This window comes from Nostoc sp. (assembly GCF_036917095.1).
GTDB lineage: Bacteria > Cyanobacteriota > Cyanobacteriia > Cyanobacteriales > Nostocaceae > Nostoc.
In genome coordinates this window covers 41,730-55,117 of record NZ_JBALFH010000023.1, presented here as the reverse complement: position 1 = coordinate 55,117, position 13,388 = coordinate 41,730, and the positions used below count along the sequence as shown (strand labels likewise).

Genomic DNA, 13,388 nt, shown 5'->3' with positions numbered 1-13,388 from the left:
TAAACTAACTCAATTAGAATATACCCAAATCGGTAATCTCCTCATTTTCCTTGTTTCTCAAAGTTTATAGCTTTTCATGACAGTTCAAACTCCAGGAACATTTTTATAAAACCCACAAATAATTGCAGTAGACGGATTAAAACTTCAGTGGACTTTTATGGCTTCCGGCAAAATTAGCATGGCATCGCCGAATGAATAAAAACGATATCCAAAAGCGATCGCTTCGTTGTATATATTCAATAACCGTTGTCTGCCAATTAGCGCACTTACCAACATCAGCAAACTGGAACGTGGCAGGTGGAAATTGGTAATCAAACCATCCACCACCCGCCATTGGTAGCCGGGATAAATAAACAAGTCTGTTTTGCCACAAAATGCTTGTAAATTCCCAGATTGAGCCGCCCCTTCTAGAGCACGTACTGCCGTTGTTCCCACAGCAATAATCCGACCGCCAGCTGCTTTAGTGGCGCGGATTTGCTCGACTGTGGCGGCGGGAACTTCAATCCATTCTTCGTGCATCTGGTGGGTAGTTACGTCTTCCACTTCCACAGGGCGAAATGTACCTACACCTACGTGTAGCGTTACAAAAGCTTGATTGATTTGGCGATCGCGCAACTTTTGTAATAGTTCTGGGGTAAAATGCAATCCTGCCGTAGGAGCTGCGATCGCTCCTGGCTGTTTAGCATAAACTGTCTGATACTGCTCATCAGCAGCTTCTGAGGTAGTGATGTACGGTGGTAGCGGTACTTCACCAAATACCTCTAACAATTGCACCAAAGACTTTCCTTCTGGCATATCAAATTGCAACAAACGCCCCCCGGTTGCTGCGTCTGTTTCTAGAACCGTAGCGGTGAGATAAAGACTCTTTACTGGATAGGAATCTTCTCCATCTTTAATGCCCAATTGCCTTGCTTCAAAAACAATCTTCGATCCCGGTTTGAAGCGTTTTCCTGGCTTAACTAAAGCTAACCAACAGTTATATTGCCGTTCTTCCAACAGCAATACCTCGATTTCGGCACCAGTGGATTTATGGCCATAAAGCCGCGCTGGAATAACTTTTGTATTGTTCATAACTAATAAATCACCAGAGCGCAGTAATGCAGGCAAATCATGAAAAATCTGGTGCAGGGGCGCTATTTCGGTGCCTGTGGTGGGAGAATTAACCACGAGTAACCGCGAACTATCTCTGGGAACTGCTGGGTTTTGGGCAATGAGTTCTGGAGGTAGTTTGTAGTCATAGCCAGCTACCGAGCAATCTAATTCAAAATCTTTTTCTTGTGGGCGAGAGGTATCTTTCAAATTGGCTTGTCTAGTTTTTGCTTTATTTAGTATTTATACTCACCTTAAAAAGCTGCTTTGAGCTTTTCCTTCTAAAGGAACTTTAAGGCATCTTCGCTCAATTTTCTCGCTAGGCTATAAGATTGTTACTATTAAGTAACACGGAAAAATTAACATAAAAATTGGGTAAACCTCCCCATCTAAAAACGGGGGCTTCTACCCTACCGGGAACAGGCACTGATTGACGAATATAGATATGTAGGATTGGCTTTGATCCCAAGCACCAACAAACATGGAATACTTGTACTATCTGGCAAATGCCAGTCTAACCCTGAGGGTCGTTCAACACCTGCACGCTAGACCCCAGACACCAGTTTCGTTCGTCACCGTAATTCATCAAATTGATGGCTGGGTGGTTAGGATCAAACTCAGAGGTCAAGTTTCGCCTCAAGAAGATGGCGACTTTCGGGCTTTTCTAAATGAATTAGGAATTAGCTATGAGCCGCCAATGAGGGTGCAAATGGCACTTTGGAGTTTGGAAGCGGGACAGTGCCCTGTGGACGTGATGCGCCGCTATCAGGTTGCGATCGTCTCTCATGGTAGCCCAGAGAGAGACGAAATTGAAGCATTCCGGCAACAGTTTGTCCGGGGCTTAGGCTATTGTCCAGAAACTTTGGCGTGACACTATTTGGTTGTAACGCCACTACAAAATTATTGGTTATTGGTAATCAAGATATTTTATCTATTACCGATTAACCATTATCAATGTAAGAGTCGAAAGCTGCGGGAATATATTCTTGCAGCTTAAATTTGTGTCCGGCGGCTGATGAAGTAGCTAGAGCTTCCTGGGTTGCTGTAACCCCAGTGATAATTTTTGATATCCTTTGACAGTAGACAATAGCAACATCAAATCGACAAGAATAATCTGCCTTCTCAGGGCACTGAGCTAAGAATATTCCAGCCGTCCGCCAGATTTTTGCTTGTTTTTGTGGGGTAATTGCGCTTCTTCCCCCTGCATCCCAGCTGCCTGAACTGCGGGTTTTGACTTCCACAAATGCTAGTAATGAATGCTGAGTGCTGTTAGCGGTGGGGCCTTGAGCCAGTGAGAAATTCTTCCCCTGCTCCTTTGCTTCCCCAGATTCTCCACCATGTTGGGCGATGATATCGATTTCTCCCCAGCGGCTAGTAAAGCGACGATGGAGAATTATCCAACCAGTAGCTTGCAACCATTGGGCTACTAGGTCTTCTCCTAATTCACCAATATCTTGATAATGCATATAAACTTTAGTATTATCGGTTATTTAATTCAACAGGAAAATAATAGTTTCTAGCAGTTACCCGAAATCATCCTCCCATGATGTGCTTATTCTTCACTGGCTGGCGTAGCATTCCCAACAGTCAAATTGAAGTAAACATAATTGGGGTAAATATCCATAATTTGGCCATGTTCGACATATATGCCACCACCGCATTCCAGAAAGTTGATGAAAGGCTCATAAGGATCAGGAAGACCATTCGCCGGAACTGCACCAAATTCCCGTAGACGACACCAAAATAAATAATTACATACCCCTTGCACAACATGGACACTACCACGCCTAGTTGGTATCCGGTCGCTGTTGTATAACTCTTCCAGCCATTGCATTAGGGGAGACGGGAGTTCAATGTCAGGGCGAATCTGGAGAGCAAGATTTTGAAAAATATCCTTCTGTTCGCTGTGCAAAAACTTTACCCATTGTCTGACCCGCGACAGAAATTCTAACATCAGTTCTGTAAGTCTTTCGTCTTTCTCCCCCATTCCCAGCGTATCCCACTGAATAGCCTGAAGTCGTGCGAAGGCAATGTTCAAATCATCGTATGAATTTGAATTAGTATTCATAAAAATATTTTTAAAGGATTTTTGCGCTAACATCTCCGACTCAAGGATAATCAGATAGAGGAGGGTTCGCCATTGGCTAAAAATCGTATGAATTCTAAGTTAAGCGCCCGAATTTGGGCAACCATACTCAGCTTATTGCTGTGGGGAATAGTTGGTATCACCGCAACCGTGGGTTTTGCTCCAACAGCTTTGGCACTTGAATATAATAAAGAAATTTTGGTCGAAGCTGATTTCTCAGGGCGTGATTTAACAGATTCCAGCTTTACCAAAGCTAATCTTCGCCAGAGCAACTTCAGCCACGCTAATTTGCAGGGTGTCAGTTTCTTTGCAGCAAATTTGGAATCTGTGAATTTGGAGGGAGCTGACTTGAGAAATGCCACTTTAGACTCAGCTCGTTTAGTTAGAGCAAATTTGACAAATGCACTCTTGGAGGGTGCTTTTGCCGCTAACGCCAGATTTGATGCTGCAATCATTGATGGGGCAGATTTTACTGATACCCTGCTGCGTTCCGATGAGCAAAAAAAATTGTGCAAGCTTGCCAAAGGAACTAATCCCATTACAGGACGAGATACGCGTGACACGTTGTTTTGTCCTTAATAAGTAGAAGGCAGGAGGCCTCCTGCCTTCTTAATGAACGCCTACCAACCACGGGCACCAATCTTTTGACAAACAATTTTCATTCCTTTGCCTGGTGAAGAACTTGCTACAAAAGGGATTTCTCCTTTCTCTTCATCCTCTTCAAGTAGCTGTCCTTCTGGCCCGTAAATGGCAATGCGATTGCGAAAAAGCCGCGATTCTGTGCACGATGCATTGAAGGTAGTCTCGAAGATGCCATCTCCATACATCCCATAAAGCTTGTATGTTGTGCCCTTAATGGTTTCCGTATCCAAAGCTACACTGTTTCCCAATTTATCATGCCCTACAGTAATATATCTTTCTGCATCTTGGGCGAATACACTGCCACTGCTCAATAAAATAGCGATCGCTCCCACCATCCCGCCTATCTTAAAACACATACGCTTTAAAAATATAAGATTTCATATATTTTTATCCGCAATCAAATCGGTTCTAGCAGGGTAAAAGTACTGAAAATAAAAAATTGCACGGTATTGTACTAGTTAGACCGAGCAAGCAGAACAAAAAGCTATTTCTACACCTGAAGGTTCTCTTGAAAGAATAATCAGGCTCATTCTTGCCTGAAGTCCAACTACAGTCCCGTGTATCACTGTGCCGTCCTGAGCAATGTACCATCAACTGCATACACGGCATCAAAACCAATTCTTTCTCCCCAAAGTGCTGCATCGGTTTGCTTGGATCGTAATCGAAGACTCGTTTCGACTAAATCATCACCGATTTCGTAATCTCCTGTTTCAACATTAATCGAGATAATTTTGCCAATGTTCTCTTGTGTCTCAACTTTGGCACGGATACTTTTTTGATAGAGTTCTTTTCCACGTCGGGCGACCTTAGCTATTGAGCGTAGAGTGGGACATAAATAAATCCCTTGTTTACAGCTGCTCAATTCTTCACTTCATTGTAGAGCAGAAGATACAGAGGTTAGAGAGCAATGCTTGGTTTTGTAGGAGTTAGGAGAGCGATCGCCTCAAAGCAGCAGAGGAAAAAAATGCTTTGAAAAACTCTAAAGTAAGAAACTACCGCACAAAATTTCTTACTTTATTTAGCATAGACAAGCTATATCAATGGTTTTGAGCGCCATTCTCTAGCACAGCACCCTTCTTGCGCGGTCGAGGTTTATTAAATTTCTTAATGTACAATTTTCCCAATTCCGCACAGTGACACCTTACACAAAATTGTGGGAATTATAAGTTTGAAATACAAATTGTATTCATCCACAAAAACTTGCATTCCAAAAAAAGAGAATATTTATGGAGTATAAAGAGTATGAATCGTTCAATCTTGAGCAACTGAGAAAAAAAGATACTCACTTTTGCCCGAAGCCTCCCTTTCAGCATCAAGTCGAGGCGTTTAAAAAACTCAGTAGTACATTTAAGCTTGACAGTAAAGAACCGAGGAGTGGACTATTAGTACTTCCAACAGGTGCGGGCAAAACATTTACAGATGTTAAGTGGTCGTGTGACCATGTAATCCCTAAAAATATTAAAATACTTTGGTTAGCTCCTTCGTTTTATCTACTGGATCAAGCATTCTCTACTTTTTGTGAAAATGCCAGAGATATTTCACATTCTAAAAAAACATTGAATATTAGGCGCGTTTCCAGCAATCCTTCTCATGCCAACGCATCATCTATCAAAATAACCGATGATATTGTCATTATGACAATACAAACAGCTATCAGTAATTTACACCCTGATGCTCTAGACGGTTTGGGTAATAAAGCTAAGACAGCTTTTAGAAAATTTATTGAGGATTCTAAAGAAACAGGACTTTTTGTAATAGTTGATGAAGCTCACCATTCACCGGCTTATGGTTGCAGAAATTTATTGATTGGTGAAAAAGGACTTCGAGAGCTAGTACCCAATTCAAATATACTTGGTTTAACAGCTACACCAACTTATACAGATAAGTCTAAAAGAGGTTGGCTACGGAAAATATTTCAAAATGAAGATAATGGAGTTATTTATCAAGCTGATAAAGAAACTTTAATAGCACAAGGTATTTTAGCTAGACCTAATTACATTCAAGTGTCAACTGGCACGGAGATGGAAGTTGATGATAGATTATATGACCGATTAGTTAAACAACATAAAGACCTTCCTGAATCAATTATCGAAATTCTTGCAAAAGATAAACATAGAAACAATTTCATAGTAAATAGTTATGTATCTAAAAAAGATACTTATGGTAAAACTATTATCTTTGCTGACCGTTGGTTTCAATGTGAATATATAAAGAATAAACTTGTTGATGAAGGCATTAAAGCAGATGCAATTTATTCGCGTATAGATGCTGATCCAGATTCGGCAGATGCAAGAAATAAACGTAAAGAAGATGACAATAAAAGAATTTTAGATGATTTCAAAAGTGATAAACTTGATGTTTTAATCAATGTAAGAATGTTAACAGAAGGGGTTGATGTTCCCAATGTTAAAACTGTATTTATTACTCGCCAAACAACAAGCTCAATTCTAATGACTCAAATGATTGGTAGAGCTTTACGTGGGAAAAAAGCAGGAGGGAGCAGCAGTGAGGCAAATGTTATTTTATTCTTCGATGACTGGAAACGTTTAATTGATTGGGTTAACCCAGAAGATGGCGATACTAAACTTGATGATGAAAAGCCTGATAAAGGAGAATATTATCCACTTGAATATATATCAATTCGTCTAATCGAAGAATTATCGAAGTCAATTGTGAATAATGAAGTTCATCCAATAGAATACAAGAAAATATTTCCTATTGGATGGTATAAAACTGAAATTGTATATGCTAACTCTGATAATGACAATGACTCAATGGAGCCATTTACCGAATTTGTCATGGTCTATGAACATACACAATCCAAGTTTGAGGCTTTTATTAGCTCTATTACTGACCCAAAGCTACTAGATGAATGGTCTAAAGAGTATCTTGATGATAAATGGATGCAGCCTCAAGTTGAAGAATGGATAGATAACTATTTTGACGATGAAACTGATGACATTGGCAGAAGACTTAATTCAGATTTAATTAAGATCGTTCGTCACATCGCTCAAGATGATCTACATTCTAAACCCCCGTATCATTCCTTTGAAGAAAGAGAAATCTATGACTTAGATAAAATTGCTCATGAGCTAATTAATTTTTCAAATCCAGAACTAAACAACTATGTCAAGCAAGAGTTTTCAAAAGCTGGAATGTTGTGGGAAACTTTCTATAAAACACCAAATCGTCTTCTAACAGCCCTTCAGTTGGTTATCAATAAAATAATGACTGATGGAGATGGTAGTAAAGCACCTACATCTACATCTAAGCGTACACCTCAACCACCGAGGGAACTCACGGAAGAAGAAAAAGAACAAGTAAAAGAGCGAGACGGTTATGCTTGCCTATGTTGTGGAGTCAAGGCAGAAGGTAAATTACAAATCGACCATATTAAACCGTTTTCTATGGGTGGAGAAACATCTATAAAAAACTCACAAACTCTGTGTGTTATTTGCAATAGATGTAAAGGCAGGAATGAAATTGATTTTCAGTGCAAGACAACAAAATTGAGTATTGCCAAAAAACTGGATTTATCATTTAGAACAGAAAGTCAATATTCTGTGAGGACTCTAACAAGAGTAATTAATTTATTTTACCATTGCAAAGCAGTTGACAAAATAGAATGGGACAGATCCACTCGCGGCTACAGTATATATTTACACCCAGGCAATAATTGTAAATGGTTACTTAAACATAAAGTGGAACTTCTCAAATATGTTCAAGATAAGCTTGGTCGTCAGGCTTACAACATTGAAGTTACTACAAAGAAATAAATGTAGCGAAAGGAGCGATCGCACTCCACCAAATACAATGAGGAACTAGTTGTACCTCCAAATTTATCTCACGCTCCTAAACCACTCAGTAATTCCCTGAGCGATCGCATTTGCCGTTTTTTTCTGTTCCTCTGGGTTAACTATCTGCTCAAATTCATCGGGATTGCTCATAAAACCCAATTCCAGCAACACTGATGGTGCAGCAGTTGGACGTGTCAGCGCCAGGTTATCCCAAAACACACCGTATGAAGGTTTGCCAATTTTTTTGACTACATACTTTTGTAAATACATTGCCAGGTTATGGGCTTGGGGTTGATACCAAAAAGCGGCGAATCCTTTGGTTTTTTCGGCATCGCCATCATCGGGTAAGGAGTTGTGGTGTATGGAAATAGCGATCGCAGGTTCTTCTTGACTGATAATTGCCTGACGTTCTACTAGAGAAAGTTCGCGATCGTCCTCCCGCGTCATCACTACCGTTGCTCCTCGCTTCACCAACTCATCCCGCAGCAACTTGGATACCACCAAATTCACATCTTTTTCTAAATATCCAGTTGGGCCACTGGCACCAGTTTCTTTACCTCCATGCCCAGGATCTAGTACAATCTTGAGATTAGCTAAAGGCTTGCGTCTTGTGTTCCCGATCTTAGGCGGATGACGCAAAGCCAAAACCAGGGTTGTACCGTCGTATCTCAGCTTATATCCCCACTGTTGAGCTTTTTTGAGGTTAAAGGTGTATTTTACTTGTTCTGGAGCCTCTTGTTGCCAATCTAGGCGAGAAATTAGGGGGTCATCATCCAGGCGAATAATGTCCGTTTGGGCAGTGGTATTGTAGAGAGTGAGAGCGAAAGCACCCTCACTTTGTTGCACGCTCACAGGTACGGGGACTTGTAAGGGGAAAATTATCTCTGTAGCACCAGGGAGTTGACGGTATCCGACACTGCGAATTATTGTCTGTGGCGGAATTGCACCAGGGAGAATGCGGGTTTCTTTACTATTAATCCAAGCGCCATAGTCTAGACGCAACCATTCACCTTCCCTACCTGTTACTGTTGCGCGTGTGCCTTTGGGCAGTGGTGTAAGTCGAGAATAATCGGTGCTTGGGCCAGTGCGAGCCACGCCTGACTCTACTGTAACCTCAGAAACTGGCAACTCTGCTCTTGAAAGGATTTGAATTTTACCAGCCCCTGGTTGAGTTATCGTCTTGCCATTGAGCGTCAGTTGAAACTGAGGTTGTCCCAGATCGGCGGCTGTTGTCAGTGTGGTGCAACCTTTATAATTGCCTACGCTAGACTGGGCATAAGGCTGATTTTGCCCTGTCAGAGCTGCCAAATTACTTGGTAGTTGTGCCTGTTGAGGTTGGAGTGGAAGGGCAATAGTTTGATTAGCCAACTTGACAGATACGCTAGCGTTAGGGGGTGCGATCGCACTAAAACAAATTAGCTCTCCCGGTAGTCTGGCAATGTCAACTGCGGGAACCAGGGAATCTTTAGCAAAGGCTAACCCCTGTGGTAGCTCAGGATCGGTGGGAAGCCTTGTCACTTTAATCTGGAGTTCTTGATTGTCGTGACGCACAGTAAAAAGATTTTCCCCCAACTGCAAGGGGAAACTAGGCGAAAAATGACCAGCTTTGCTGCGGGTAATTGGCTTACTATTGATCAAAACCTGACCATCTGGTGGTGCAGTCCCCAGAAAGAAGATTTTTTGGGAACTCGTCTGGTAGCTTGTTTTGGGAAAAACGACTATAAGAGATGGCTCTGCCAATGCTACGGAGGAAGTAAGAATACAGCCTAATATTACTAATCCTAAAAGATTTTTCACAAGCTCGATCGCAGAAGATTACACCACAACAACTGTGGCACAATGACGGGATGTATTTTTAGAAGTTGTTAGAAATTCAAACTAGTATGACTAAGTTTATTTTTGTAACTGGGGGCGTAGTTTCCAGTATTGGTAAGGGCATTGTAGCAGCAAGTCTAGGGCGTTTGCTCAAGTCGCGCGAATATTCCGTGTCGATTCTCAAACTTGACCCTTATATCAATATCGATCCTGGCACAATGAGTCCCTTTCAGCATGGGGAAGTATTCGTTACCCAGGATGGTGCGGAGACAGATTTGGACTTGGGGCATTACGAACGCTTTACCGATACCTCAATGTCGCGTTTGAATTGTGTAACGACTGGCTCGATTTACCAAGCAGTTATCAATAAAGAGCGACGCGGAGACTACAATGGCGGCACAGTGCAAGTCATTCCTCATATTACCAATGAAATTAAAGAACGGATTCTGCGAGTTGCTAAAAGTACAAATCCATCTGTAGTAATTACAGAAATCGGCGGTACGGTGGGAGATATTGAATCACTACCGTTTTTGGAAGCAATTCGCCAGTTCCGCAAAGAGGTGGGACGGCAGAATGTGCTGTATATGCACGTAACGCTGGTACCGTGGATTGCCTCTGCGGGTGAGATGAAAACTAAGCCAACACAGCATTCAGTTAAGGAACTGAGATCCATTGGCATTCAACCAGATATTTTAGTTTGTCGGAGCGATCGCCCCTTACCCAAGGGATTAAAACAGAAATTGTCTGGATCTTGCGATGTGCCCGAAGAATGCGTCATCACTTCTCAAGATGCCAAAAGTATCTATGAAGTACCCCTGAATCTGGAACGGGAAGGAATGGCAGAACAAGTGCTGAACTTGCTGCAAATGGAACAACGCAAACCAGATTTGACGCAGTGGCAAACCTTGGTACAACGGTTACATACTCCCAAGCACGAGCTAGAAATTGCCATTGTCGGTAAATATGTGCAGTTAAGTGATGCTTATCTATCTGTAGTAGAAGCATTAAACCATGCGGCAATTTCCACTTATGGCAAACTGCGCCTGCGTTGGGTGAACTCAGAAGATTTGGAAACTGAACTGCCCGAAACTTATCTTGAGGGTGTCGATGGCATAGTTGTGCCAGGAGGTTTTGGGGTTCGGGGGGTGGATGGCAAAATTGCCGCCATTAAATACGCCCGCGATCGCCAAATTCCCTTTTTGGGTTTATGCCTGGGAATGCAATGTTCTGTGATTGAATGGGCTAGGCACGTAGGGGGATTAACAGACGCTAATAGTGCCGAATTTGACCCTCATACATCCGATCCGGTAATTAATTTATTGCCAGGACAGCAGGAAGTAGTCGATTTAGGGGGTACAATGCGCTTGGGACTATATCCTTGTCGTGTTCTCCCTGATACTTTGGCTTTCAAGCTTTATCAAGAAGATGTAATTTATGAAAGACATCGACATCGATATGAGTTCAACAATGCTTACCGCGATTTGTTATTAAAGTCTGGTTATGCGATCAGTGGTACTTCTCCCGATGGACGCTTAGTTGAAATTGTGGAATTACCCAAGCACCCATTCTTCCTGGCTTGTCAATTTCATCCAGAATTTCAATCGCGCCCCAGTACCCCTCATCCCTTATTCAAAGGGTTTATTCAAGCAGCGATCGCTCTTTCTCTCTCGACAACTGGTAAACCAACATCATTGGAGGTGTCAGAACAATTCATAATTCAAAATTAATTTTTGAGATTTTGAATTGGCGCACAGCAACATTAACTTAAGGTTTCAGCAGATTTGGATATACAGGGTGCATCATTCGTAAATTTCAGACTTGAGGAGATGTTGTGACGTACTGGGTGAAAATCCTTTACGAGAGGAAAGAATATGTAGTGAATTTTGAGAGTGTCCATGCTTTTTGTTATGAACTGAATGGCAGGGTTACTTTTTGGTTACCAGATAGTGCCATTCCAATAGTAATTAACCCGCAAAGTAACTTGGAAGATTATCAAAAGATTGCCGATTATTTAGAATGTGTGACAGGATTAGAATTAGATCGTGCCCACTGGGTGAAAATTCTTTACGAAAAAAATGAATATGTAATTAATCTCAACTACATCAGTTCTTTTTGTCATGAACCGAACGGCAGGATAACTTTTTGGTTGCCAGATGGCACTATCCCCATTATCATCAATCCTGTGAGTAATCCTGAATCTTATGAAAAAGTTTTGAAATACGTTAAGAAAGCAACAGGATATTCTTTTTCTTGAAATTACTGCATAGCAGAACAAGGTCACAGGAAAGTTAAAAAATAGATTTACTGTTTTCCCAATCTTAAAAAATAGTTTTTGGAAATTTTTGCTGAATTAGCCTAGCTATTGAATCATCTTTTTTGTAGAGTTCTCTAAAAAGAAAATTGTAATTTTAGCAGTAAGGTAGTGATTTTAAAATTGCATATAGTTCACTGCCATTCGTCAAAAATTTGTTTTATCCGCTCAATTGCCGTGTCTGCTGCTTCCTCTGGAGATATGCTATTGACAACTATTCGGTTGAGGGCCTTACCCCAAATATTCTCTTCTAAAACTAGGCTGTAAGCGGGGTTTTGAACAATATAAAATGGGCGAGTTAGACCTTTAGTCAGTGTTTGAGTTGCAGTGGAAAGATGAGGATCTGCTGGATTTGTCCAAAAGGGGTCTTTCCAAACAGGCTTTATTACTGGTAGATACCGACCTCCGGTAGCTTTAAGATAGTTTCCTATTATCTCTGGTTTAATTAAATACGCGAGAAAGTCCTTGGCTACCTTCTGGTTTTTAGACTCGGCAAACAAAACTATTTCATTAACCGAGACTAAGTAGCGCATCGGTTTACCATTGGGTTTGTTCGGAAATTCTAGGATACCAAGCTTATTACGATAGGTGTCAGAATCTTGGCGGACAGCAGCAGGAATCGAGAGCGAGGAGTTAGGCGTCATAACCACGCCACGATTGAGCAAGCTGCGATTATTGTCTGGATTTAACCAGTTCACTGCGTCTGGTGGTACATAGCCCTGCTGGAAAAATTTTGCATACCACTCTAAACTCTCAACAATACCTTGACGCATCTTAGGATCGTTGAGTAAAAGTTGACCCTTGGAGTCTAAAATTTGGACATTGTATGCCTCTAAAATCTGCTCAAACAAGTAATAGGTATCTGTAGATCCAATCGAGAAAGGAAACCCTAACCCGTAAATATTCTGTTTTTGCTGTGCCCGCAGTTCATCCTGCACTTGTTTCCAAAACTCCCAAAAGGCATCCCACTCTTTGGGGATATCGCTTTGAGTTCGACCTACTTGTTCTAGCAGGTCTCGCCAGTAGAAGACATGAATCGTTAATTGATCGATTGGGACTGCATAATAGCCCCGCTTTTTATCGACGTTATTATATAAACGAACGGCTTCCAGTATACCTTCAGAATAAAGACTTTTGACTGGCTCAATTACATCAGAGACATCTGCCAGTTTGCCTTCCCAAGCAAGACGCGGATACAGCTCCCTCTCAGCGCTACTATTTATGACGATATCGGGCGGATTACCAGCCTGAAGTGCCCTTTGAGTCTTTTGTGGCAACTCATCGTTAGTATAGAAAGAAAGCTTAATTTTGTTGCCGCTTTTTTGTTCCCAGTTGCTAACAAGCTGCTGGAGGGCTTCATCCTCTTCCAGAGTATAACCTTTATCCGACCAAATCTTCAGGACTTTACTGTTAATAGGAGACTCGGTGACTGAAGATTGGTTAGATTTTAAAATGTTAATGCAGGCAAGAATTATCAAGCTGAGTATCAATGCCACCAGTACGTAGCGATGGCTAGCTCTTATTAGTACTAGGGTAAAAATTTTCTTGACTCTTTGCTGATTCTTAAAGGCTTTAGCCATTGGACTGGCTTTGTTTGTGAATAACATACTCATTTTCTATGATTTTTGCCAGTAAAATATCTTTACCG

12 protein-coding genes are annotated in these 13,388 nt (G+C 41.5%); 5 read left to right on the top strand and 7 right to left on the bottom strand.

Going from position 1 to position 13,388, the window contains the following annotated elements; all coding sequences use genetic code 11:
• Window positions 1-144: 144 nt before the first annotated feature.
• Window positions 145-1,299 (bottom strand): tRNA preQ1(34) S-adenosylmethionine ribosyltransferase-isomerase QueA, encoded by a 1,155-nt coding sequence (queA, locus tag V7L01_RS12310; RefSeq protein ID WP_335035064.1) that lies wholly within the window; start codon window positions 1,297-1,299, stop codon window positions 145-147.
• Window positions 1,300-1,570: 271 nt separating this feature from the next.
• Here queA and V7L01_RS12305 point away from each other — a divergent pair, with 271 nt between their 5' ends.
• Window positions 1,571-1,960: a hypothetical protein gene (locus V7L01_RS12305; RefSeq protein ID WP_069068139.1), complete on the top strand. Its 390-nt coding sequence runs from the start codon at window positions 1,571-1,573 to the stop codon at window positions 1,958-1,960.
• Between the two features lie 70 nt (window positions 1,961-2,030).
• On the opposite strand, the gene V7L01_RS12300 is transcribed toward V7L01_RS12305, so the two are convergent.
• Window positions 2,031-2,555 (bottom strand): YraN family protein, encoded by a 525-nt coding sequence (locus V7L01_RS12300; RefSeq protein ID WP_335035062.1) that lies wholly within the window; start codon window positions 2,553-2,555, stop codon window positions 2,031-2,033.
• Between the two features lie 86 nt (window positions 2,556-2,641).
• Window positions 2,642-3,157 (bottom strand): hypothetical protein, encoded by a 516-nt coding sequence (locus V7L01_RS12295; protein ID WP_335035060.1) that lies wholly within the window; start codon window positions 3,155-3,157, stop codon window positions 2,642-2,644.
• An 87-nt stretch (window positions 3,158-3,244) separates the two neighbouring features.
• Here V7L01_RS12295 and V7L01_RS12290 point away from each other — a divergent pair, with 87 nt between their 5' ends.
• Window positions 3,245-3,754 carry a pentapeptide repeat-containing protein gene (locus tag V7L01_RS12290; protein WP_335035235.1) on the top strand — a complete coding sequence of 170 codons (510 nt, stop codon included), beginning with the start codon at window positions 3,245-3,247 and terminating at the stop codon, window positions 3,752-3,754.
• 41 nt (window positions 3,755-3,795) lie between these two features.
• On the opposite strand, the gene V7L01_RS12285 is transcribed toward V7L01_RS12290, so the two are convergent.
• Window positions 3,796-4,173, bottom strand: a complete 378-nt coding sequence (locus tag V7L01_RS12285) for a hypothetical protein (protein ID WP_335035058.1) — start codon at window positions 4,171-4,173, stop codon at window positions 3,796-3,798.
• A 206-nt stretch (window positions 4,174-4,379) separates the two neighbouring features.
• Window positions 4,380-4,679 carry a hypothetical protein gene (locus V7L01_RS12280; RefSeq protein WP_335035056.1) on the bottom strand — a complete coding sequence of 100 codons (300 nt, stop codon included), beginning with the start codon at window positions 4,677-4,679 and terminating at the stop codon, window positions 4,380-4,382.
• Window positions 4,680-5,043: 364 nt separating this feature from the next.
• On the opposite strand from V7L01_RS12280, the gene V7L01_RS12275 reads away from it, so the two are divergent.
• Window positions 5,044-7,593, top strand: a complete 2,550-nt coding sequence (locus tag V7L01_RS12275; protein ID WP_335035054.1) for a DEAD/DEAH box helicase family protein — start codon at window positions 5,044-5,046, stop codon at window positions 7,591-7,593.
• Between the two features lie 63 nt (window positions 7,594-7,656).
• Here V7L01_RS12275 and V7L01_RS12270 read toward each other — a convergent pair whose 3' ends face one another.
• The gene (locus V7L01_RS12270; protein WP_335035052.1) at window positions 7,657-9,411 is read right to left on the bottom strand and encodes an N-acetylmuramoyl-L-alanine amidase; all 1,755 of its coding nucleotides are present in this window, start codon (window positions 9,409-9,411) and stop codon (window positions 7,657-7,659) included.
• 86 nt (window positions 9,412-9,497) lie between these two features.
• Between V7L01_RS12270 and V7L01_RS12265 the strand changes: the two genes are divergently transcribed.
• The gene (locus V7L01_RS12265) at window positions 9,498-11,156 is read left to right on the top strand and encodes a CTP synthase (protein WP_335035051.1); all 1,659 of its coding nucleotides are present in this window, start codon (window positions 9,498-9,500) and stop codon (window positions 11,154-11,156) included.
• A gap of 104 nt (window positions 11,157-11,260) precedes the next feature.
• On the top strand, window positions 11,261-11,683 hold the full coding sequence (locus V7L01_RS12260; RefSeq protein ID WP_335035049.1) for a hypothetical protein: 423 nt from the start codon (window positions 11,261-11,263) through the stop codon (window positions 11,681-11,683).
• A 191-nt stretch (window positions 11,684-11,874) separates the two neighbouring features.
• On the opposite strand, the gene V7L01_RS12255 is transcribed toward V7L01_RS12260, so the two are convergent.
• Window positions 11,875-13,347 carry a sugar ABC transporter substrate-binding protein gene (locus V7L01_RS12255; RefSeq protein ID WP_335035047.1) on the bottom strand — a complete coding sequence of 491 codons (1,473 nt, stop codon included), beginning with the start codon at window positions 13,345-13,347 and terminating at the stop codon, window positions 11,875-11,877.
• Between the last annotated feature and the right edge of the window lie 41 nt (window positions 13,348-13,388).

Coding starts and splice junctions, on each gene's coding strand:
- V7L01_RS12285 (WP_335035058.1), bottom strand. CDS start 4,173: ATGTGTTTTAAGATAGGCGGGATGGTGGGAGCGATCGCTATTTTATTG.
- V7L01_RS12275 (WP_335035054.1), top strand. CDS start 5,044: ATGGAGTATAAAGAGTATGAATCGTTCAATCTTGAGCAACTGAGAAAA.
- V7L01_RS12300 (WP_335035062.1), bottom strand. CDS start 2,555: ATGCATTATCAAGATATTGGTGAATTAGGAGAAGACCTAGTAGCCCAA.
- V7L01_RS12265 (WP_335035051.1), top strand. CDS start 9,498: ATGACTAAGTTTATTTTTGTAACTGGGGGCGTAGTTTCCAGTATTGGT.
- V7L01_RS12255 (WP_335035047.1), bottom strand. CDS start 13,347: ATGTTATTCACAAACAAAGCCAGTCCAATGGCTAAAGCCTTTAAGAAT.
- V7L01_RS12295 (WP_335035060.1), bottom strand. CDS start 3,157: ATGAATACTAATTCAAATTCATACGATGATTTGAACATTGCCTTCGCA.
- V7L01_RS12290 (WP_335035235.1), top strand. CDS start 3,245: ATGAATTCTAAGTTAAGCGCCCGAATTTGGGCAACCATACTCAGCTTA.
- V7L01_RS12305 (WP_069068139.1), top strand. CDS start 1,571: ATGGAATACTTGTACTATCTGGCAAATGCCAGTCTAACCCTGAGGGTC.